Consider the following 21366-nt stretch of genomic DNA (forward strand, 5'->3'; position numbering starts at 1 on the left):
TTGACGCTTGTAATAAAAATCTGGATAGCTTGTATACTCGACCTTGTATTCGGAGATCCGCAGAATATCATTCATCCTGTACAGATTATAGGAAAAATGATCAGTCTGGGAGAAAAAATTTTATTAAAAGAAAAATCGGGCAGCAGATATAAATTTTTTGCAGGAATAATATTGAATATTTTTGTAGTTTCAATAACTTACGGACTGACTTGTCTGATTTATAAATCGTCAAAAACTTCGGGGGTATTTACTCTTATTGAAATTTATCTGATGTATACAGTGTTTTCAGTCAATTCCCTCGCAAGGGAGGGAAACAGGGTTTACAATATCCTGAAAGAAGGAGATATAGAAAAAGCAAGAAAAGACCTGTCTTATCTTGTGTCGAGAGATACTGAAACAATGGACGAAAAAATGATAATCAGAAGTACAATGGAGACAATATCCGAAAATACAGTAGACGGGATAGTCGCTCCGATGTTTTATATGTTTTTGGGAGGACTGCCTTTAGCAATGACATATAAGGCGATAAATACCCTTGATTCAATGGTCGGATATAAAAATGAAAAATATATGGATTTCGGTAAATTTTCTGCGAAGCTTGATGATGTGGCAAATTTTATTCCTGCTAGAATAACAGGAATTTTAATAGTAATAGCAAGTATGATTTTAGGATATGACTATAAAAATTCCCTGAAAATATTCATAAGAGACAGGAAAAATCATAGCAGTCCTAATTCCGGCCATGCTGAAGCGGGTGTTGCGGGAGCATTGGGAGTACAGTTTGGAGGAAGAGTTTCCTATTTTGGAAAAGAGGCTGATAAACCTACAATAGGAGATAAAATAAAAGATTTTGAACTGGAAGATATTAAGAAAAACATAAAAATAATGTATGTTGCAAGTTTTTTGAGTTTAGCAATAATTTCCTTAATATTTGCAGGAAAATATTTTTTAATATGATACAGTAAAATCTTTTTAAACCGGCTGAAAGGTTACAGTTGCTTCTATTTATACAAATCAGACGAAATTATTAGCTTGATATTAAAAGAGTTTTGCTAAATAAAAATAATGAAAAAATAACAAAAAATAATAAATAATTTATAATAAGACAATTACAGAATGAATGGAGATAAAAATGGATTTTCACGGCGGAAATATTTATAAAATATTTCGGGAAAAAAATATAAGAGAAATACTTGATTACAGCTCCAATATAAATCCCTACGGAATACCTGAAAGCCTGAAAAAAAAAATAAATGAAAATATGGAAATTCTTGAAAGATACCCTGACCCTGATTATGTTGAACTTAGGAGTAAATTGGCTTCGTTAAATAAAGTTGACATATCAGATGTCATATTAGGTAACGGAGCAACAGAAGTAATATTTTTATTTATGAAAGTCATAAAGCCTAAAAAAATATTGATAGTATCTCCCACTTTTGGAGAATATGAAAGGGCAGTGAAGGCAACAGTAAATTATGATAATTTTAACTGTTCGGAAAAATCCGATAATAGAAATTATGATAATAAAAATTATAATAATAATAAAAATTCTGATAATAGGAATTCAGGAGATAAAAAAGTCGAAATAGAATACTTTGAACTTAAAGAAAGTGATGATTTTAAGTTAAATATAAATAATTTGAAAAAAGAACTCGGAGCAAAGTATGATTTGTTAATAATGTGTAATCCCAACAATCCTACGGGAAAATTTTTGAAATTAGCTGAAACAGAGGAAATACTGAAAGAATGTAATAAATATAATACAAAACTGTTTATAGATGAGGCATTTATAGAGTTTCTGTCGGATAATTTGAAAGAAAGTATTATAAATACTAAGGAAAATAAACAAAATTTGTTTGTAACGAGGGCATTTACGAAATTTTTTGCTATTCCCGGCTTACGGTTAGGTTATGGAATATATTTTGACAAAAGTTTCGAAAAAAAGATAGCCGAAAAAAAAGAGCCGTGGAGTGTAAATAATATAGCTGAAATGGCAGGAATAACAGTTCTTGATGACGCTGAATATATAGAAAAGACATTAAAATGGATAACGGAAGAAAAAAAGTATATGTATGAAAAACTGAATAAAATTTCAGGAATAAAGGTTTATGAAACAGAAGTAAATTTTATTGCCGGAAAAATAGATGAGAAGCTGTTTTCAGAAGGACTGAATGTAAAGATACTAAGGGAAAAAATGCTTGAACAGGGAATACTTATAAGGGATGCTTCGAATTTTAAATTTCTTGATGAAAGATTTTTCAGGCTGGCAATAAAGGATAGGGAGAGTAATAATAAGGTTGTTAGAGTGTTGAAGGAAATAATGAATAAGGCTATTTTAAAATAAAAATTCTCAATTTTTTCATTTTATTTTTATTTTAAAATGGTATAATCACAAAAAATAAAATTATGAAAAGAGGTAAGCAAATGAGAAAAGCATTTTTATTAACAGGGATATTAGCAGTATCAGTTTTAGGAATATCGGCAAATTCAAAAGAGGCGTCAAATCAGGAACCGCCTAAAAAAGAAGTTGCTACAACAGTGAAGAAAGCAGAAAATACTCCGGAAGCAACAGCTTTGAATTTTATTAATACTTACTATATTAATTTACGTAAAGGTGTAAATGACAGTAAATGGTTTGAAGCACAGCCACTTACTAATAATTTTAAGAAAATATATAAAAATCAGGAAAAGGCTATAGAAATATCAAACCGGATTTTGGAAGGTAAGAAAGTAAGCAAGGCAGATCGTGCATTTGCTGAAAAGTACTCGGTAGATTATACTGCTATATTTGGTGCGTTGGTAGCTGATTTGCAGGATGATTCGGTTTTTGAGCTGGAATCATATAATCAAAAAACAGGAATTGTTAATTTAAAAGATAAAAAAACAGGTATAGAAATGCCTGTAAAAGTAATAAAAGTTAATGGAAAATGGTTAATAGACGGAGCAGGACTTACAAATATGCCTAATAAAAAATAGAATTAAAATATCACATGAGAGTTTGAAATTGCTCTCATATTTTATAAGAGAAGTGAAAACACATTGATGTTCAATTTTTTTTGAAAAATTCTTGAAAAATTTCAAGGAATTTAGTAGAATATATTTGATAATGAAAATATAGTTCAACTTATTTTGTATAGAATTTTTAATAGTCATAACATAAATGTACTATATAAATATATGGAAAATAAATATATATAAGAATTAATCAAATAAAAGTTCAAATATTTTAAGGAGGAAAGAAATGAGAAAATTAGTCTTATTGGCTGTGTTATTGAATGCAGTCGCAGTATTTGCAGAAAAGGAAGATGAACATAAAAGCAAGATATCCTTGGGTGGAGCATATTTTCAGGACATATATAAAACAGAAAAAAGAGCAGGCTACCAACCGTATGTAGCTTTTGAGTTCAATAATTTTGGTAATTTGGAAATTAGTATGGGCTCGTTGGGTTATAGACAGGGAATAACTAAAGATTTATCTATTAACGGTTCCGTTATTTTTTCTGATGGTTTTAAAGTAAAGCCTGATAAAATGAAAGAAGGTTATAGAAGTATTAAGAAAAGAGATTCGCAGGTTGCAGTAGGCGGAAGTATAACATACAGTTTTAAAAATATAGCTACCAATCTGTCATTACAAGGTGGAAAAAGAGGTATGAGTGGTGGAGTAGATGTAACAGCTTATTTGCCGATTACAGAAAAATTTGTTACATTTGCAGAAGCTAATGTTACAATGTATTCAAAAAAATACACGAATTATTATTTTGGTATAAAGGATGATGAAATAGGCGGAAAAATAACTTCTAAATATTCTCCAAAATCGTCATATTCTTACGGTTTCAGTATAGGAAGTAATTATGCATTTAATGATAGCTTTGGAGTTTTTGCTTTAGCAGGATTGACAAAATATTCAAAAGAAATTAGAAGAAGTCCTATTGTAGAAGATAAAACTAATTACCAAGTTACTGTAGGGGCATCATTTTCATTTTAGAAAGATATAGAATATATTTGAAATTCAATATCTTTGTTACTTTTAAATAGACTCAATTATTATATAATAAAACTTTGAAAGTCTATCGTTTAAAAGTTTATCGATAGAAGGTTTTATAACAAAATATGATATTTAAAAGAGGTTGTCTCATAAGTCGGAAATAATTTTCAAAACATAAATGTAATATATTTTAAAATTTAAAAAAATAGGGGCTGTCTCATAAGTCAAAAATAATTTTACTAACATAAATGTTATATATTTTTAAAAATCAACAGATATTATTTTTATTGATTTTATAAATATAGTAAAATACATAGAATTTATGATTTGGTAATTTTATTTACTTTATGAGACAACCCCTTTATAAAAATAATAAATATATAAATATATATAATTTGTGATTAGAGTATTTCTTTTGTCTTATGAAGCAACCTCTTTCATTTACTTTTATTTTTTAATGTTCTTCAATAAATTTAACTATAAAATATCCAAAAAATATTCAATAAGATTTGAAAATATTATATTTAAATTATTAAAATAATTGCGGAGCTGACAATATTTCAAGATTTTTACTGATTTCAAAAATTAAGGGCTTTCCTGTAGGAAGATTTAATTCAAGAATTTTTATATTATCAATTTTCAGAAGATACTGGATTAAAGCTCTTAAACTGTTTCCATGGGCGGCAATGATGACATTTTTACCGTCTTTTATTTCTTTGGAAATATGGGAATCCCAGTATGGAAGAACTCTGTGTATAGTATCTTTCAAACTTTCTCCTCTCGGGCATTCATCGACGGGAATATTTTTATATCTTTCCTGAAAAAGAGGATAGTTTTCCTTGTCATCAGTGTTTACAAGTGGAGGAGCTATATCAAAACTTCTTCTCCATATATGAACCTGTTCATCACCATATTTTTTTGCTGTTTCGGCTTTATTTAATCCCTGTAAGGCTCCGTAATGTCTTTCGTTGAGTCTCCATGATTTATAAACGGGAATATATAGCTGGTCAATTTCTTCAAGAATATAATTAAGGGTTTTGATTGCCCTCTTCTGAAAAGAAGTGAAAGCTACATCAAAAATATAACCTGCTTCTTTCAGAGTTTTACCGGCAGCTTTGGCTTCAGCTGTCCCCTTTTCAGTTAAATCCACATCAACCCAGCCTGTAAATCTGTTTTGAAGATTCCATTCACTTTCTCCGTGACGCACTAAGACTAATTTCATAACGATTACCTCCTTATATATATTTCATTATATACCCGTCAGAAGAAAAAATAAAGAGAAAAAATTATAAAAAAGTGAAAAATATCGGATAAATATGATATAATCTAAATGTTATTACACTGAAATAAATATTTTAATAAATATTTTTAAATGGAATGAGGAATAAAATAAATGAAAAAAATGAGCAGAAATTTAATAAAAAATTTTTATATTGTAAGTTTTAGCTATAAAAATTTGAGTCTGGAAGAAAGGGAAAAATTTATAAAAGAAGGTTATAGGCAGATATTGGATGATTATCTTGATAAATCCGTAATAAAAGGGTATATATCGGTTGAAACGTGCCTTAGAATAGAGTTGTATCTCGAAACTGACGAAAATTTTGAAGTTGAAATACTGAAGAGAGATTTTAAAATAGAAAAGATAAAAATATATAAGAATATAGAGGCAGTACAATATCTTTTAAAAGTGATCTGCGGACTTGACTCTATAATAAAGGGGGAAGACCAGATATTGGTGCAGCTGAAAAAGGCATATTTTGAGGCTCTGGATAAAAAGACGACTTCTTCATTCCTGAATATAATATTTAATCAGGCAATAGAAACGGGAAAAAGATTTAGAGCTGAAAGCAGAATAAACGAGAAAAATATTTCTCTGGATTCCATAGCGATAAAATTTATAAAGACAAAGTTTGAAAGTCTTGAAAACAAAAAAATATTTGTAATAGGAGTGGGAGATTTGAGCCAGTCTATTTTGGCACTTTTACATAAAATGAATAACTGTCGCCTCACAATGACAAACAGAAGCTTGAGAAAGTCTATAGAATTGCAAAAAATATATCCTGATGTGGAAACAACGGAATTTAGTATGAAATATAATGTTATAAGGGAAAGCGACATTATAATCAGTGCTACGTCTGCACCGCATTTAGTATTGCTGAAAGATAAAATGAAAGATATCCTCAATGACGGGAAAAAGAGGTTTTTCCTAGATTTGGCAGTTCCGAGAGATATAGAAACGAGTATAGGTGAAAATGAAAATGCCTCTCTTTATCATTTAGAAGATATTTGGGATGAATATAACAAAAATGTTGAAAAAAGGGATGAAATAGTCGAAAAATATTTTTATATTATCGAAGAACAGTTAAATAAAATAGCTGAAAAGCTCGAAAAAAGGAAAAAATACGGAAATATGGCAAAAAATGAACTGGGTGAAACAAGATGAAAACAAATAAAATAATAATCGGAACAAGGGGAAGTATTTTAGCCCTTGCACAAGCCGAAAAAGTAAAAGAAATGCTTATTGAAAAATATGATGAATTAAGACAAAGAGATGATTTTCAGGGAATAGAGGATTTTGATAAAAACAGTCCTTTAGATATAGAACTGAAAGTCATAGTTACGAGCGGAGATAAAGATTTAAGGGATTTTACAAAGATAAGGGGAATTACACAGAAAGACCTGTTTGTAAAAGAAATAGAAAAGGAAATGATTGAAAATAAAATAGATTTGGCTGTACATTCATTAAAAGATATGCCTCAAAATACTCCTGCGGGGCTTTTGAATGCCTGCTTTCCTTTAAGAGAGGATAACAGGGATGTGCTTGTTTCGGCAAAGGGTTTAAAATTAGATGAATTGCCTGAAAATGCTGTGGTCGGAACGGGAAGCATAAGACGGGAAAAAGAGCTTTTGAGTTTAAGAAAAGATCTGAAAATAAAGGCAATAAGAGGGAATATTCATACAAGGCTTAAAAAACTTGATGACGGAGAATATGATGCTATTATTCTTGCAGCGGCAGGACTAAAAAGAGTGGGATTACAGGACAGAATTACCGAATATTTTGATACGACTTCATTTATGCCTGCACCCGGGCAGGGGATACTGTGCATACAGTGCAGGGAAAATGACAGGAAAATAAAGAATTTGCTGAAAATAATAAATGACAGGGAAGTAACTCTTATATGCCAAGCCGAAAGGGAATTTTCAAGAATATTTGACGGAGGCTGTCATACACCGATAGGCTGTTCTTCAGTTATAGAAGAAGATATACTGAAACTAAAAGGGATGTATAATGATAATGGGAACAGGATATTTAAAGAAGTATCGGGAAACAAGGAAAATCCGAAAGAGATTGCACAAAAATTAGCTAAGGAGATTAGAAATGAGTAAAGGTAAAGTTTACATTGCAGGAGCAGGCTGCGGTGATGAGGGGCTTATAACTGTAAAGTTGAGAAATATAATAAAAAAAGCCGAATGTATAGTATATGACAGACTTGTAAATGAAAATATTTTACAATATGCACAGCCTGATACGGAGCTGATTTATATGGGAAAAGAGAATACCGAGGGCGGAGAACTCCAAAGGCAGATAAATGAAATGATAGTAAAAAAAGGGAAAGAAGGTATGCAGGTTTTGAGGTTGAAAGGAGGAGACCCTTTCGTTTTCGGTCGCGGGGGCGAAGAGATAGAGGCCCTTGTTGCTGAAAATATAGATTTCGAGGTAATTCCCGGTATAACTTCATCCATAGCGGTGCCTACATATGCCGGAATACCTGTAACCCATAGAGGAATAAATACTTCTTTTCATGTATTTACAGGACATACAAAAGTAGACGGAAATGAACATGATTTCGAAACTATTGCAAAACTTGAAGGAACCTTGATTTTTCTAATGGGGCTGGGCAATCTTGAAAAAATAGTTACAAGTCTTATAAATAACGGTAAAAGTCCTGAAACTCCCGTGGCGATAATAAAAAACGGAACTACTGCAAAACAGCAGACTTATGTGGGAAAAATGGAAACAATAGTAAATATTGTAAAAGAAAAAAATATCAAATCTCCTGTCATTATAATAATAGGAGAAGTAGTAAATTTAAGGGAAAAAATGAAATGGTTTGAAAATAAGCCTCTTTTCGGAAAAAACGTATTAGTTACAAGAAATAAGGAAAAACAGGGAGATATAACAAATAAAATAAATGAACTGGGAGGACAGGCGATAAATCTTCCTTTTATAAATATAGAATATGTCGACTTTGAAATGCCTAATCTGAAAGAATATGGAACTTTGTTGTTTAACAGTGCAAATTCCGTAACAGGGTTTATGAGAAAAATAAAGGATGTAAGACTTCTCGGAAATATTAAGATAGGAGTTGTAGGAGAAAAGACGGCAGAGGAAATAGAAAAATACAGGATAATCCCTGATTTTTATCCCGAAGAATACACCGTGGAAAGATTGGCTGCTGAAAGTGTAAACTTTACAGAAGAGGGAGAAAAAGTCTTATTTATAGTATCTGATATTTCTCCTATAAACGAAAAGAAATATACAGAGTTATACAATAGAAATTATGAAAAATTAGTCGTGTATAATACTCGAAAAATAAAGGTGGAAAAAGAAAAAGCGGAAAAATATATAAAAGAAAGTGATATACTTATGTTTCTAAGCTCATCAACTTTTAATGCTTTTGCTGAAAGTATACGGTTGGATGAAGATAAAGAAATAAAAAAAATACTGGATAAAAAAATTATCGCTTCAATAGGACCTGTTACGACTAAGACTATCGAAAAATATAGTCTAAAAGTGGGAATAGAAGCAGAAAAATATACTGAAGAGGGACTTCTGAAAAAAATTATGTCTTAAATTAAAATTTTCAGATTATTTTAAGGTTTAAATGGTAGAATAACTATAAAATACAAAAAACTTATTTTAAACGGTAAATATTTTATAAGAATTCAAATAATAAAAAAGTTATAAGGATAAAAAAGAAAACGGGATAAATTTATTTTTGAAATTATAGTTTAAATAATAAAATAATTATAAAAAATCGGAGTTTCAATTTATTTTAATGATTGGAAAGTAGAATATAGAAGCAGAATATAATAGTAAGAATATAATAGAAAAAATATAATATAATTAACTATAAAATATATTTCGGGAGAAAAAAATGAGAATTTTAGTAGTGGAAGATGAAAAGAAGATAAACGATATAATAGTAAAAATACTGAAACAGGAAAAATACGGAGTGGACAGCTGTTTTGACGGAGAAGAGGCATTGGATTACATATTTTCGGTGGAGTATGACGCTATTATTCTGGATATTATGCTGCCTAAACTTGACGGCTTTGAAGTGCTGAAAAAAGCTCGGGCAAAGGGTATTAAAAGTCCTGTACTTTTCCTGACGGCAAGGGAAAGGGTCGAAGACAGGGTAAAAGGTCTTGATTACGGTGCCGACGACTACCTTATAAAACCTTTTGCCTTTGAGGAATTACTTGCCCGTGTTCGTGTGCTGCTCAGAAAAAACTCGAATGCCGAACAGAAAGGAAACATATTCAAAATTGCAAATCTGACTGTAAATTGTAACAACCATACAGTATTTAGGGATAACACGCCAATAAAACTTTCCGCCAAAGAATTTTCCATACTGGAATATATGATGAGAAATCAGGGAAGAGTAGTGTCCAAAGAAAAAATAGAAGAGCATGTATGGGATTTTGGATATGAAGGCGGAAGCAACATTGTGGAAGTCTATATAAAATTTTTAAGAAAGAAAATAGATACAGATTTCTCACCTAAGCTGATACACACTATAAGGAGAGTCGGATATATTCTTAAAGTGGAAAATGACTGATATATTCACTACATTTAGCATAACTATATTTGGTATATAGTAAATTTAAATTTTAAATCTATTTTATCATTATTAAAATATATATTTAAGGCAGAAATAAGGTAGAAAATGATTGATATGTTTGGAAAAAAAAATAAAAAAGATAAGAGAAATTTTTCAATTAAAAGAGAAGATAAAAAAAGATTATTGACTGAAAAAAAAGAGAGAAAATTTTTTTCGTCAGAAAAAATAACGAATAGCAAATTTTCTATAAAGTTGAGGATAGCTTTTTGGTATACAGGGCTGATAATAGTCATTACAGGATTATTTTTGGGAGCAATACTCTATATAGGTAATTATACTGCGAAAAATTCCGTTCATAAAAGACTGAAAAAAATTGTGGAAAGTTCTTTTCAGAGAATGGATTTTATTAACGGTGAAATAATTCTGGATAACAATCTCGACGCCTCGGCAAATGATATTTTCATATCGGTATACGATAAAAATAAGGAATTTATATACGGAGACCTTTATTTTGACAATGAAGTCGAAAAACTCCCCGTCGGAGATAATAAAGTGAGAACCGTAAAACAGCGATATTCTAAATGGTATGTCTATGAAGTGAAAAAAAATTTAAGAGACTACGGCGATATATGGATAAGGGGAGTTACCCCCGTATCAAGGACGGAAAAGAGTACGGAAACTATTGTATATATATCAGTAATGCTCTTTCCTTTTCTCATAATAGTTTCAGCCTTGGGCGGATATATTATAGCGAAAAAAGCTTTCAAACCTATAGAAAATATAAGAGAAACTGCCGAAAAGATAAACGAGGGAAATGACCTTTCCGAAAGAATAAATATGGGGAATGGAAAAGATGAAATCTCAACATTGGCAAATACTTTTGACAAGATGTTTGACAGGCTTCAAAATTCTTTTGAGAGGGAAATACAGTTCACTTCCGATGTTTCGCACGAATTGCGGACACCTATATCGGTAATCAGTACCCAGAGCGAGTATGGACTGAAATATCTCGATATTAACAATGAAACAAAGGAAACTTTTGAAAGTATCCTCGAAGAAACGAAAAAAATGTCAGGACTGGTATCAAATCTTTTAATGCTGGCAAGAATGGATAAAGGATACCAGAAACTGAATATAGAAAGCACTAACTTAAGTGAATTGGCTGAAATAGCAATAGAAACTCAAAAAATAAGCGCCAAAAAGAAAAATATCTGCATAAAAGAAAAAATTGATGAAAATATTTATGCGGATACTGATGAATCCATGATTATGAGAGTATTTATAAATCTTATATCCAATGCAGTCTGCTATGGAAAAGAAAACGGAAATATTATTATAGAGATATTTTCCGAAAATGAAAAAGTTATCTGCAAAGTTATTGATGACGGGATAGGAATAGCCAAAGAACACATTCATAAAATATGGAATCGTTTTTATCAGATTGATACGTCAAGGTCGGGGGATAATTCGGGACTGGGACTTTCTATGGTAAAATGGATTATAGAAGCCCACAAAGGTAAAATCGGTGTTGAAAGTGAACCGGATAAAGGGACGGTATTCACTTTTGAACTGCCTTTACATTTTTCGGAAAAAGTGGAGGAGATATTATGAAGAATGGAATTTTAAAGACAATATTGACAAGTATGTTATTTTTAGCTTTTATTGCTTATTCTGATTATAAAAAGACAGGAGTGAAAGTTTCCAATCCGAATGTGAAAATTTCCACAGAAAGAGCAAAAGAGCTTATGTTTATTCATGCGGGAATTTCTAAAAATGGTGTCAGAATTACAAAACTTCTGTTAAATAAGGAAAATAGAAAATACTTTTATATGATAGAATTTTTTACTGAAGATAAGAAGTACAGATATAGCATTGATGCCGAAACGGGCGATGTAATCAATTACAGTCAGGAAAAAAGAAAAAGAAATGAAAATAAATCTAAAGGAATATTCTGGGATATTTTTATGTCTGAAACAAGTCAGAGCAAAAAAATATAAGAATATAGGAATGTTTCTAAAGGAGGAATATAAAAATGAAAAATTATTTATTCAGAAATCTGTTGATTCTGTTGATAATGTTATTTCCATTGTTAAATATAACTGTGTTTTCTGAAACTCAAAAATCATATATAGGTATATCGGCAAAAGAAGTGGAAATGAAAATGGAAAGTGCAGGAATAAACAAAGAATCCGTTGATACTTTCCTGAAAGCTATGGATGCCGAGGAACACGAACAAATAAGGGATTTGCTCTTGAAATCAATAGAACAGGATAAAAGAAATTATTATGCTTACAGGGCATTGGGAAATTATTATGCAAGTGAAGAATATGGAAATGATTTAAAGAGAGCTTTGGAATATTATGAAAAGAGTTTTCAGATAAATTCAGACACACCACAGGCATATTCTAAGCTTGGGAAAATTTATAATAAGCTTGGAAATTATGAAAAAGCACAGTATTATTATAACGAAATAATAAAAAAATTTCCTAAATCGGAAGAGGGATACCTCGGAATAAGTGAAGTCCTCGCTTCGCAAGGAAAAAATAAAGGAGCGGAGTATTATGCCGAAAGAACTGTGGAAGCGTTAAGAAGAGAAGATTTATATGACCAAAGAATATCTGAAAAAAGAAATTTCTATGCAGGAGCGATAGCTCAAAATGCAAAGGTAATTTCAAACAGAAGTGCCAAAATTGAGCAACAGCGTGAAATGCAAAGTTTAAAAGCGGCTAAAGCTGCTTCAAGAGAAGATATTGAAAATATAAGAGAAAAAAGAATAGAAAAAAGAAAAGAAGAGATACATGATGCGGCATATTCTGCAGCCCCGGCAGCTCCTATCAAGTATATAGCCGTACCGCCTGTCGAAAATGTCAAAGAATCGGATGAAATTATGCAGTTGTCTTATTTCAAAAAAAGAACGGACACAATGGATACGACAAATAAAGGAAAAGATTTTATCAAACAGAAAAATGAAGCAAAAGCTCAAATGCTGCTTACACTGACATACTTCAACAACAATGAATACGAAAAAGGATTTACTTCTTTTTATGAAAATTATTCTAAATATGCCGACCTTCTTGATGACAGCCTTATTGCAGAAATGATAACAAAAATAACGGATTATAATCGTAAAATAAAAAATACCGACAGAAAACTTTATGAGAAAAACATCAAAAAATTTAAGGAATTGGAAATAATTAATAATAATTGATTATATCAATTGACATATAATAATAATGTGGTATAAATATATTGTGCAAAGATATATAGAAAGAAATATAAATTATAAATGAATTTAGGAGGAAAAATGGCTGAAAATTTTGATTTGGAAACAGTGGCAATGACACTGATAGGACATGCAGGGGAAAGTAAAAGTTTAGCTTATCAGGCATTGTACGAAGCAAAAAAAGGAAATTTTGAAGAAGCTCAAAAATTTATGGAACAGGCAGGCGAAGAAATGCTAAAAGCTCATGAAATTCAGACAGACCTCATCGTAAAAGAAGCAGGAGGGGAAAAAATAGATGTAGGTCTTATAATGGTACATTCTCAGGATCATTTAATGGGGGCAATATTATTTAAAGATTTGGTAAAAGAATTTATTGATTTGTATAAAACGGTGTACGGTAAAAAATAAATTATCCCGGAGGCGGCTATGAAAAAGAAAGGTGTAAAAATAGTAACTATAGGAGGCGGCTCAAGCTACACTCCTGAACTGATAGAGGGGTTTATAAAAAGAATAAAAGAATTGCCTGTAAATGAGATATGGCTTGTGGATATTGAAGAAGGCAGGGAAAAACTTGAAATAGTCGGAAAACTGGCTCAAAGAATGGTAAAAGCGGCAGGGATAGACTGCAAAGTACATTTGACTCTGGATAGAAGAAAAGCATTGAAAAATGCCGACTTTGTAACAACCCAGTTTCGTGTGGGATTACTCGACGCAAGGATAAAAGATGAGAAAATCCCTTTTGAAAACGGACTTCTGGGACAGGAAACAAACGGAGCAGGAGGAATATTCAAGGCATTTAGGACAATCCCTGTAATATTGGATATTGTGAAAGATATAAAGGAACTCGCTCCCGACGCATGGCTTATAAATTTTACAAATCCTGCGGGAATGGTAACAGAAGCCGTTCTAAAATATGGAAAATTTGATAAAGTAGTGGGACTGTGCAATGTTCCTGTAAATCTTATGATGGACTGTGCAAAAATCTATAATAAGAATAAGGAAGATTTCTTTTTTCAGTTTGCGGGACTAAATCATTTTGTCTGGTACAATGTGTGGGATAAGAGCGGAAATGATATAACTTATGATCTGTGGGAGAGATTGCAGGATAAAGAAGAAGTGGGAGTGAAAAATATAGTAAACTTCAATTTTGACTATGAGCAGATAAAAAATCTCGGAATGCTGCCTTGTCCTTATCATAGATATTATTACTTGCAGGATACTATGCTGAAACAGTCGCTGAAAGATTATAAGAAAAAAGGGACAAGGGGAGAAATAGTCAAAAAAGTTGAAGCGGAGCTGTTTAAACTGTATAAAAATACTGAACTGCACGAAAAACCTAAACAGCTCGAACAAAGAGGAGGGGCATATTATTCCGACGCAGCGTGTGAGATTATAAACGGTATTTACAACAATAAAGGTACAATTATGGTCGTAAATACTAAAAACAAAGGAGCAATAGCGGATTTACCTTATGATTCGGCAGTCGAGATTTCTTCGTATATAACAGCGGCAGGGCCTAAACCTCTTGATTTTGGAAGATTTCCAAATGCCGGACAGAGAGGATATATCCAGATTATGAAAGCTATGGAAGAACTTACGATAGAAGCCGCAGTTACAGGGGATTACGGAACTGCATTACAGGCATTTACCTCAAATCCTCTCATACCCGGAACTGAAATAGCGAGAAAAGTTTTGAATGAACTGCTTGACGCACACAAAAAATATTTGCCTCAGTTTAAAGAATATTATAAAAACCCTGAAAAATACAGAACAGGAGAAAAAGTATCAAAAACAGGGAAAACTGTATACAAGGAAAAAACGGCGAAAAAAGCTGTATCTAAAATAAAAAGCGCGAAAACAACAAAAAAAGCCGTAAAAAATAAAAAATAGGAATATAAATTTTAAATCCAAAAGATTTGAAAGTGATAAGTAAGGAATAAATTATATCAAAACGGGAATATAATCTATCAAAAACAAGGAGGAAAAACGGTATGGGATTCAGAAAAGATTTTTTATGGGGCGGAGCTACTGCTGCCAACCAGCTTGAAGGAGCTTATAACGAAGATGGAAGAGGTCTTGCCAATGTGGATTTGTCGCCTGTAGGAGAAGCCAGACATTCAGTAATTACAGGGGAAAGAAAAATGCTTGATTTTGAGGACGGGTATTTTTATCCTGCGAAAGGGGCAATAGACTTTTATCACAGATACAAGGAAGATATTGCATTGTTTGCAGAAATGGGATTTAAGACTTACAGAATGTCTATCGCATGGACAAGAATATTTCCCAATGGGGACGAAGAAACTCCTAATGAAAAAGGTCTCGAATTTTATGAAAATGTTTTTAAAGAATGTAGAAAATATGGAATAGAACCTTTAGTTACAATAACTCACTTTGATTTTCCGATTCATCTTATAAAAGAATATGGAGGCTGGAGAAACAGAAAAGTAGTTGATTTCTATAAAAAACTGTGCGAAGTAATATTCAGAAGATATAAAGGTCTTGTGAAATACTGGCTTACATTTAATGAAATAAATGTCCTTTTACATGCTCCTTTTATGGGGGCAGGAATTGTCTTTGAAGAAGGAGAGGACAGAAAGCAGGTTCTGTATATTGCGGCACATCATGAACTGGTAGCAAGTGCGTGGGCTACAAAAATCGCTCATGAGATAGATCCCGAAAATAAAATAGGATGTATGCTTGCTTCGGGGAAATTTTATCCGCTTACCGCAAAACCTGAAGATGTATGGGAAGCCCTTGAAAAAGACAGAGAAAATTATTTTTTCATAGATGTTCAGGCAAGGGGATATTATCCTAATTACGCCCTGAAATTTTTTGAAAGAAATAACCTGAAAATAGATATAACTGAAGAAGATAAAAAAATATTAAAAGAAAATACTGTAGATTTTGTAAGTTTCTCATATTATACAACACGTTGTATATCAAAAGAAGCGTCGGAATTAGGCGAAGGAAATCTTCTCCACAGTATGAGAAATCCTTATATCGAAGTAACTGACTGGGGTTGGGGGGTTGATCCTTTAGGCTTCAGAACTACAATAAATGAAATCTATGATAGATACCAGAAGCCACTATTTGTCGTGGAAAACGGTCTGGGAGCGGTAGATACTCCTGATGAAAACGGCTACGTGGAAGATGACTATAGGATAGATTATCTGAAAGCCCACATAAAAGCAATGAGAGATGCGGTTGTCCTTGACGGAGTGGATTTGCTCGGATATACGACATGGGGACCTATAGACCTTGTCAGTGCGGGAACTGGAGAAATGAAAAAAAGATACGGATTTATCTATGTGGACAGAGATAATGACGGAAACGGAACATTGAAGAGAAGTAAAAAGAAAAGTTTCGACTGGTATAAAAAAGTAATAGCAAGTAACGGAGAAGATTTGGAATAGAATATAGAAAGGAAAAATTTGCAACTTGAACAGATATTATTTTATATTGTTTTTGTTATTCGGATTTTTCCTTTTATAATTTTATTCTTTTACAGTTTTATTAATGAATAACGGTTAATGAAATAACAGACAATGAAAGGAGAAATGAATGCTGGCTGATTATCATATTCACTGCAAATATAGTAATGATTCCGAAGAAGACCTTGAAAAAATTATAGAAACTGCTATAAACAAAGGGATTGGCGAGATATGTTTTACTGACCATGTGGATTATGGGATAAAATTGGATAAAGATGTCTTTGAAAAAATAGATGAAAATGCGAAGAAGGACTGGATTAAAAAAATCGGAAGAATAGATTTGAATGTGGATTATCCCAATTATTTCAAAGAAATTGAGGAATTAAGGGAAAAGTATAAAGATAAAATCACAATAAGACAGGGACTGGAGTTTGGAATGCAGGTTCATACGATAAAAGATTTTCAGAAACTGTTTGATAAATATAAGGAAAAATTTGATTTTGTGATACTTTCCTGTCATCAGGTGAATGATAAGGAATTTTGGACAAACGAATTTCAAAAGGGAAAATCGATTGATGAATATAACGCTGAATACTATGAGGAAATTTACAGGGTAATGAGCAGATACAGTGATTACAGTATTTTAGGACATCTTGACCATATACAGCGATATAATGAAACAATATATCCTTTTGAAAAATCAAGAGAAATTATTGTAAAAATTCTGAAAAAAGTGATAGAAGATAATAAAGGTATTGAAGTAAATACGTCGAGTTTCAGATACGGGCTGAAAGAGCTTACTCCTGAAAGGAATATATTGAAACTTTATCATGAACTGGGCGGGAAAATAATTACAATAGGTTCTGACGCTCACAAGGCGGAAAATGTGGGAGAGCATATTCCGTACATTCAGGAGGAACTCAAGAAAATAGGATTTACCGATATATGTACTTTTGATAAGATGAAGCCGATATTTCATAAATTATAGAAATATAGTGAAAATTTTTTAAAATTGAACTGAAAAACTGCATCTATTTTTTATTTATATATAAATTAACAGTTCGATATTAAAGAAGCTTCACTATAAAATATTAAGGAGAATCGAGTATGAGAATAAATCATGTGGCAATTTATGTAAATGATCTAGAAAAAACTAAGGAATTTTATACAAAATATTTTCAGGCAAAGGCAAATCAGAAATATCATAATAAAAATACGGGATTACAGACTTATTTTTTAAGTTTTCCGGATAGTGAGGTAAGACTGGAAATAATGACACGCCCCGAGCTTTCGACAAGGAAAGATAAAATTATGAATGAAGGGTTTATTCATCTGGCTTTTAGCGTTGGAAGCAAAGAAAAGGTTGATGAACTGACGGAAAGACTTATAAAAGACGGATATAGCTGTCTGAGTGGACCGAGAACTACAGGTGATGGATATTATGAGAGCGTTGTAGAAGATTGTGAAGGAAATTTGATTGAAATAACGGAATAACCAGTAATATTAAGAATGTAATATTAGGAATTAAAATTTGTGGTGAAATTCTTTTAATACTGAACTATTAAAAACTGGATATTATTTTTCAGTCCAGTTTTAAAAGGGTTTTACTATAATAATTAAAAAAGAAAGGGGTAAAAATTATGTTTAAAAAAATAGAAAAAAACGGATTTTATTACGGTTTTCCTGTAATACTTATGACTACAAAGGATAAAGAAACAGGAAAGAATAACATAACACCTTTGTCATCTTCATTTGTATTAGGAAATACAGTAACGGTGGGAATAGGAATGGGGAATAAGGGATTTCAGAATATAGAAATTGGTTCCGATGTAACACTTAATATCCCTGATGAAAAGTTATATGAAAATGTAAAAAGTATTGAAAAATTTACAGGTACTGTTGAAATATCCGAAGTAAAACGAAAATTGGGATATATATACTGTGAAAATAAGTTTGAGGTCGGAAAATTCACTGAAATGTTAGGAAAAACTGTTAATACTGTAGGAATAAAAGAGTGTCCCATTCATCTGGAAACAAAAGTTACCGATATTATAAAAAAAGACTGGTTTGCTATTGTAGTTTTTGAGATACAGGGGATTTTTGTTTCGGAAGATATTTTAAAAGACGATACCCATATTGATACAAAAAAATGGAAACCTCTAATTTATAAATTTAGAGAATATACTTCAACAGGAGAAAGATTGGGACTAAATTTTAATTTTCAGGAAATTTGATTGAAATAATAATGCAGGAATAATAAATATGGACAAAGAGAATTGGCTAAAAAAAAGATATAAATAAAAATGAAATAACTTATGAAAAATAATTTGAAAAAATTATTGAAAAATAAAATGAATAGAAATATATATAAAATATATGAAATTATATAAGATGCTGAAAATATTGATGTATATCAAATTTTTCAACATCTTTTTTTGAAAAATAACCTAAATAATAAAAAATATACTATTGACATTTTTTTTAATTAAGGTAAAGTATATTAAAAGAATAGTAAAGATGATTTTTTAAAATATATTAAACATATTGTGCTGACAATATTTACAAAAAAGTAAACATTGAAAGGAGAATAAATGAATAAAATAAAAAATATTCTGATTTTTCTTTTTCTATGTACGAGTATTTCAAATGCGTCTCCTCAAGATGAAGCGGATAGGATACTTGATAGGGAGCAGAAAAAAATTGAGCAGGAAAGACAGAAAGAGGAGCAGGAGAAAAGACAAAAAGAAATTGAAAATAACAGATTTTTTGAACCTGTTGATGAGATAAAACCTTTTAATGAAGAAAATACAACAACTTTTCTTTTAAAAGAATTGAAAATAATAGATAAGGATAAACTCCTTTCTTCGGGAGATATATTCAAGCTAAAGTCAAAATACAGATACAGCGAAATAGGCGTAAAGGAATTGAACGAGCTTTTAAACGAAGCAAATGCGCGACTTATAAAAAAAGGCTATATTACAAGCAGAATAAATGTCAATACAGATAAAATCGAAAATGGAGAAATAATTTTTGAAGTAATGGCGGGAAAAATTGACAGAATTAGACTGAACAACAACAGTTTCGGGGATAAACTGAAAGTATTCTTTAATAAACCTAAAACTAAAAATAATGTACTCAATATAAAGGACATTGATACGATGACGGACAATTTCAATAAAAATTCTTCGAATAATTTTGCAGTAAATATAGAGCCTTCTCTTAAAGAGGGTTTTTCCAATATTGTAGGAAAAAATGAAGTCAAAGGAAAGACAACTGTAATTGTCGGATATAACAATTATGGAGATGAACAGGGAGGGAAAAACAGACTGAAATTGGGATTGGATATAGAAAGTCCTTTGGGAATAAATGATTTTCTAAGTATGAATATACAGGGAGTGAAAAGAAAAAAAGTGGATAGAAGCTGGAAAGTAGCAGAATCCCAGCTATTACCTGGACAGATAGCGCCGAGCGGACCGTTTGGAGGATATGATCCGAATATACATGGACAGTTACCGCCTCAAAGAAATACACTTCTATGGAATATAATGTATCGAATGCCTATGAGGAGCTATACATTGACATTGAGCGGAAATAAAAGTGTATACAGCAGGTCAACTTATGCTTACAACACAATATATGATTTGTCGGGGTCAAGTACATCACTCACGGCAAATCTGTCAAAAATATTGTATAGAAATAATAAAAGTAAACTGACAGGAAATATTGAAATAAAAAGAAAAAATACTAAGTCGTATTTTGAAGATGTAAAACTTACAGATAGAAATCTGACGATAGGAACAGCAGGAATAAATTATGATTTTGTTTTATTTAAAGGGGTAAGCGGACTGTCATTCTCATATAGTAAAGGAATGAGAATACTGCATGGAGAAAAAGATATTGAAAAAGGGGAAAAAACTCCTAAAGCTGAAGCAACAAGGTATAATGGAAGTTTTTACTGGTATAAGCCGATAGGAAATGTAACGTTGAGGCTGACAGGCGAAATTCAGAGTTCCAAAGATGTGAATTATGGAAGTGAAAAAATAACGATAGGAGGCATAGGAAGTGTGCCGGGTTACCAATATGACAATATATCAGGGGACAGCGGATATTCGGTATTGGCGGAGCTGGCATATACATTCAGATATAATACGCAGAGATTTATACCGTATATATCTTATGGAATGGGTGAAACAAAAAATAATTACGACGCTTCGGAATATAGACTTGGAAAAGTGAAAGGAGGAAGTATAGGTTTCAGATATTCAAGTAAATATTTTGATATAGATGTGTCTTATGCGAGAGCTTTCAGTCATAGTGATTATGTGAGACCAAAAAATCATGAGGTATATGGGAGTTTAATAATGAAATATTCGTTTTAATAATATTATATAATATTTATTGATGTTTTTTTGAGATAAAAAATAATAATGATGAAAAATAGTGATAGTAGAAAACAATAGTGAAATTGATAGAATATTGTAAATAATGTGCTGTAAAAATATATTTATTTCATTTGCAAAATTTTACTTATTCAAAACAGTCATTCACTAAGAAAAAATCAAAATGGATGATTTTTTCTAAGGTTCATTTCCTGTTTTTCATTGTAAAATTTAGAAGAATTCATAAATATATTTTTTACAGTCTAAAATATTAGGATACGTATTTTTGTAGCGTTTAGTAATAAAGAGTTTGTTGATAAATTTTTGAAATAAGAAAATATTTAAAACATAGTATATTAAAATAAAAGATATAAAGACATATTAAAATGAACAAATATCTAATATCAAAATAATAAAACAATAAAACAATGAAACAATGAAATAATAAAATATAAGTCATTTGATTAAAACAAGTAAATGAAAGTCAAAATAAAAAAATTGG

19 protein-coding genes are annotated in these 21366 nt (G+C 31.1%); 18 read left to right on the top strand and 1 reads right to left on the bottom strand.

Annotated elements, in window-relative coordinates:
* The 4 genes from cbiB (at nt 1) to ACO5J6_RS05695 (ending at nt 3985) form a co-directional block, all read left to right on the top strand.
* Nucleotides 1–957, top strand: a complete 957-nt coding sequence (cbiB, locus tag ACO5J6_RS05680) for an adenosylcobinamide-phosphate synthase CbiB (RefSeq protein ID WP_485642654.1) — start codon at nt 1–3, stop codon at nt 955–957.
* A 175-nt stretch (nt 958–1132) separates the two neighbouring features.
* Complete coding sequence (locus ACO5J6_RS05685) at nt 1133–2344, top strand: pyridoxal phosphate-dependent aminotransferase (RefSeq protein WP_485642636.1); 1212 nt, start codon at nt 1133–1135, stop codon at nt 2342–2344.
* Nucleotides 2345–2424: 80 nt separating this feature from the next.
* Nucleotides 2425–2976 (top strand): hypothetical protein, encoded by a 552-nt coding sequence (locus ACO5J6_RS05690; RefSeq protein ID WP_485642637.1) that lies wholly within the window; start codon nt 2425–2427, stop codon nt 2974–2976.
* A 265-nt stretch (nt 2977–3241) separates the two neighbouring features.
* Nucleotides 3242–3985, top strand: a complete 744-nt coding sequence (locus ACO5J6_RS05695; protein ID WP_485642638.1) for a MipA/OmpV family protein — start codon at nt 3242–3244, stop codon at nt 3983–3985.
* A gap of 532 nt (nt 3986–4517) precedes the next feature.
* On the opposite strand, the gene gpmA is transcribed toward ACO5J6_RS05695, so the two are convergent.
* Nucleotides 4518–5207, bottom strand: a complete 690-nt coding sequence (gene gpmA / locus ACO5J6_RS05700; protein WP_485642639.1) for a 2,3-diphosphoglycerate-dependent phosphoglycerate mutase — start codon at nt 5205–5207, stop codon at nt 4518–4520.
* A gap of 180 nt (nt 5208–5387) precedes the next feature.
* Between gpmA and hemA the strand changes: the two genes are divergently transcribed.
* The 14 genes from hemA to ACO5J6_RS05770 all read left to right on the top strand — a co-directional run bounded on the left by hemA (nt 5388) and on the right by ACO5J6_RS05770 (nt 20864).
* The gene (hemA, locus tag ACO5J6_RS05705) at nt 5388–6428 is read left to right on the top strand and encodes a glutamyl-tRNA reductase (protein ID WP_485642655.1); all 1041 of its coding nucleotides are present in this window, start codon (nt 5388–5390) and stop codon (nt 6426–6428) included.
* Nucleotides 6425–7372: a hydroxymethylbilane synthase gene (gene hemC, locus ACO5J6_RS05710; RefSeq protein ID WP_485642640.1), complete on the top strand. Its 948-nt coding sequence runs from the start codon at nt 6425–6427 to the stop codon at nt 7370–7372. The genes hemA and hemC overlap by 4 nt, the downstream gene beginning before the upstream one ends.
* Complete coding sequence (cobA, locus tag ACO5J6_RS05715) at nt 7365–8840, top strand: uroporphyrinogen-III C-methyltransferase (protein ID WP_485642641.1); 1476 nt, start codon at nt 7365–7367, stop codon at nt 8838–8840. The genes hemC and cobA overlap by 8 nt, the downstream gene beginning before the upstream one ends.
* Nucleotides 8841–9144: 304 nt before the next feature.
* Nucleotides 9145–9828, top strand: a complete 684-nt coding sequence (locus ACO5J6_RS05720) for a response regulator transcription factor (RefSeq protein WP_485642642.1) — start codon at nt 9145–9147, stop codon at nt 9826–9828.
* 108 nt (nt 9829–9936) lie between these two features.
* Nucleotides 9937–11442: a HAMP domain-containing sensor histidine kinase gene (locus ACO5J6_RS05725; RefSeq protein WP_485642643.1), complete on the top strand. Its 1506-nt coding sequence runs from the start codon at nt 9937–9939 to the stop codon at nt 11440–11442.
* The gene (locus tag ACO5J6_RS05730; protein WP_485642644.1) at nt 11439–11828 is read left to right on the top strand and encodes a PepSY domain-containing protein; all 390 of its coding nucleotides are present in this window, start codon (nt 11439–11441) and stop codon (nt 11826–11828) included. The genes ACO5J6_RS05725 and ACO5J6_RS05730 overlap by 4 nt, the downstream gene beginning before the upstream one ends.
* 35 nt (nt 11829–11863) lie before the next feature.
* Complete coding sequence (locus tag ACO5J6_RS05735; RefSeq protein ID WP_485642645.1) at nt 11864–13039, top strand: tetratricopeptide repeat protein; 1176 nt, start codon at nt 11864–11866, stop codon at nt 13037–13039.
* A gap of 96 nt (nt 13040–13135) precedes the next feature.
* On the top strand, nt 13136–13462 hold the full coding sequence (locus ACO5J6_RS05740; RefSeq protein ID WP_485642646.1) for a PTS lactose/cellobiose transporter subunit IIA: 327 nt from the start codon (nt 13136–13138) through the stop codon (nt 13460–13462).
* 18 nt (nt 13463–13480) lie between these two features.
* On the top strand, nt 13481–14944 hold the full coding sequence (locus ACO5J6_RS05745) for a 6-phospho-beta-glucosidase (RefSeq protein WP_485642647.1): 1464 nt from the start codon (nt 13481–13483) through the stop codon (nt 14942–14944).
* Nucleotides 14945–15045: 101 nt separating this feature from the next.
* Nucleotides 15046–16467 (top strand): 6-phospho-beta-glucosidase, encoded by a 1422-nt coding sequence (locus ACO5J6_RS05750; RefSeq protein ID WP_485642648.1) that lies wholly within the window; start codon nt 15046–15048, stop codon nt 16465–16467.
* A gap of 148 nt (nt 16468–16615) precedes the next feature.
* On the top strand, nt 16616–17473 hold the full coding sequence (locus tag ACO5J6_RS05755; RefSeq protein WP_485642649.1) for a histidinol-phosphatase HisJ family protein: 858 nt from the start codon (nt 16616–16618) through the stop codon (nt 17471–17473).
* 119 nt (nt 17474–17592) lie between these two features.
* Nucleotides 17593–17979 carry a VOC family protein gene (locus ACO5J6_RS05760; protein ID WP_485642650.1) on the top strand — a complete coding sequence of 129 codons (387 nt, stop codon included), beginning with the start codon at nt 17593–17595 and terminating at the stop codon, nt 17977–17979.
* A gap of 146 nt (nt 17980–18125) precedes the next feature.
* Nucleotides 18126–18719 (top strand): flavin reductase, encoded by a 594-nt coding sequence (locus ACO5J6_RS05765; protein ID WP_485642651.1) that lies wholly within the window; start codon nt 18126–18128, stop codon nt 18717–18719.
* 357 nt (nt 18720–19076) lie between these two features.
* The gene (locus tag ACO5J6_RS05770; RefSeq protein WP_485642652.1) at nt 19077–20864 is read left to right on the top strand and encodes a ShlB/FhaC/HecB family hemolysin secretion/activation protein; all 1788 of its coding nucleotides are present in this window, start codon (nt 19077–19079) and stop codon (nt 20862–20864) included.
* The last annotated feature ends 502 nt before the right edge of the window (nt 20865–21366 follow it).

It is taken from the genome of Pseudoleptotrichia sp. (assembly GCF_057270515.1).

Coding starts and splice junctions, on each gene's coding strand:
- ACO5J6_RS05685 (WP_485642636.1), top strand. CDS start 1,133: ATGGATTTTCACGGCGGAAATATTTATAAAATATTTCGGGAAAAAAAT.
- ACO5J6_RS05690 (WP_485642637.1), top strand. CDS start 2,425: ATGAGAAAAGCATTTTTATTAACAGGGATATTAGCAGTATCAGTTTTA.
- ACO5J6_RS05695 (WP_485642638.1), top strand. CDS start 3,242: ATGAGAAAATTAGTCTTATTGGCTGTGTTATTGAATGCAGTCGCAGTA.
- gpmA (WP_485642639.1), bottom strand. CDS start 5,207: ATGAAATTAGTCTTAGTGCGTCACGGAGAAAGTGAATGGAATCTTCAA.
- hemA (WP_485642655.1), top strand. CDS start 5,388: ATGAGCAGAAATTTAATAAAAAATTTTTATATTGTAAGTTTTAGCTAT.
- hemC (WP_485642640.1), top strand. CDS start 6,425: ATGAAAACAAATAAAATAATAATCGGAACAAGGGGAAGTATTTTAGCC.
- cobA (WP_485642641.1), top strand. CDS start 7,365: ATGAGTAAAGGTAAAGTTTACATTGCAGGAGCAGGCTGCGGTGATGAG.
- ACO5J6_RS05720 (WP_485642642.1), top strand. CDS start 9,145: ATGAGAATTTTAGTAGTGGAAGATGAAAAGAAGATAAACGATATAATA.
- ACO5J6_RS05725 (WP_485642643.1), top strand. CDS start 9,937: ATGATTGATATGTTTGGAAAAAAAAATAAAAAAGATAAGAGAAATTTT.
- ACO5J6_RS05730 (WP_485642644.1), top strand. CDS start 11,439: ATGAAGAATGGAATTTTAAAGACAATATTGACAAGTATGTTATTTTTA.
- ACO5J6_RS05735 (WP_485642645.1), top strand. CDS start 11,864: ATGAAAAATTATTTATTCAGAAATCTGTTGATTCTGTTGATAATGTTA.
- ACO5J6_RS05740 (WP_485642646.1), top strand. CDS start 13,136: ATGGCTGAAAATTTTGATTTGGAAACAGTGGCAATGACACTGATAGGA.
- ACO5J6_RS05745 (WP_485642647.1), top strand. CDS start 13,481: ATGAAAAAGAAAGGTGTAAAAATAGTAACTATAGGAGGCGGCTCAAGC.
- ACO5J6_RS05750 (WP_485642648.1), top strand. CDS start 15,046: ATGGGATTCAGAAAAGATTTTTTATGGGGCGGAGCTACTGCTGCCAAC.
- ACO5J6_RS05755 (WP_485642649.1), top strand. CDS start 16,616: ATGCTGGCTGATTATCATATTCACTGCAAATATAGTAATGATTCCGAA.
- ACO5J6_RS05760 (WP_485642650.1), top strand. CDS start 17,593: ATGAGAATAAATCATGTGGCAATTTATGTAAATGATCTAGAAAAAACT.
- ACO5J6_RS05765 (WP_485642651.1), top strand. CDS start 18,126: ATGTTTAAAAAAATAGAAAAAAACGGATTTTATTACGGTTTTCCTGTA.
- ACO5J6_RS05770 (WP_485642652.1), top strand. CDS start 19,077: ATGAATAAAATAAAAAATATTCTGATTTTTCTTTTTCTATGTACGAGT.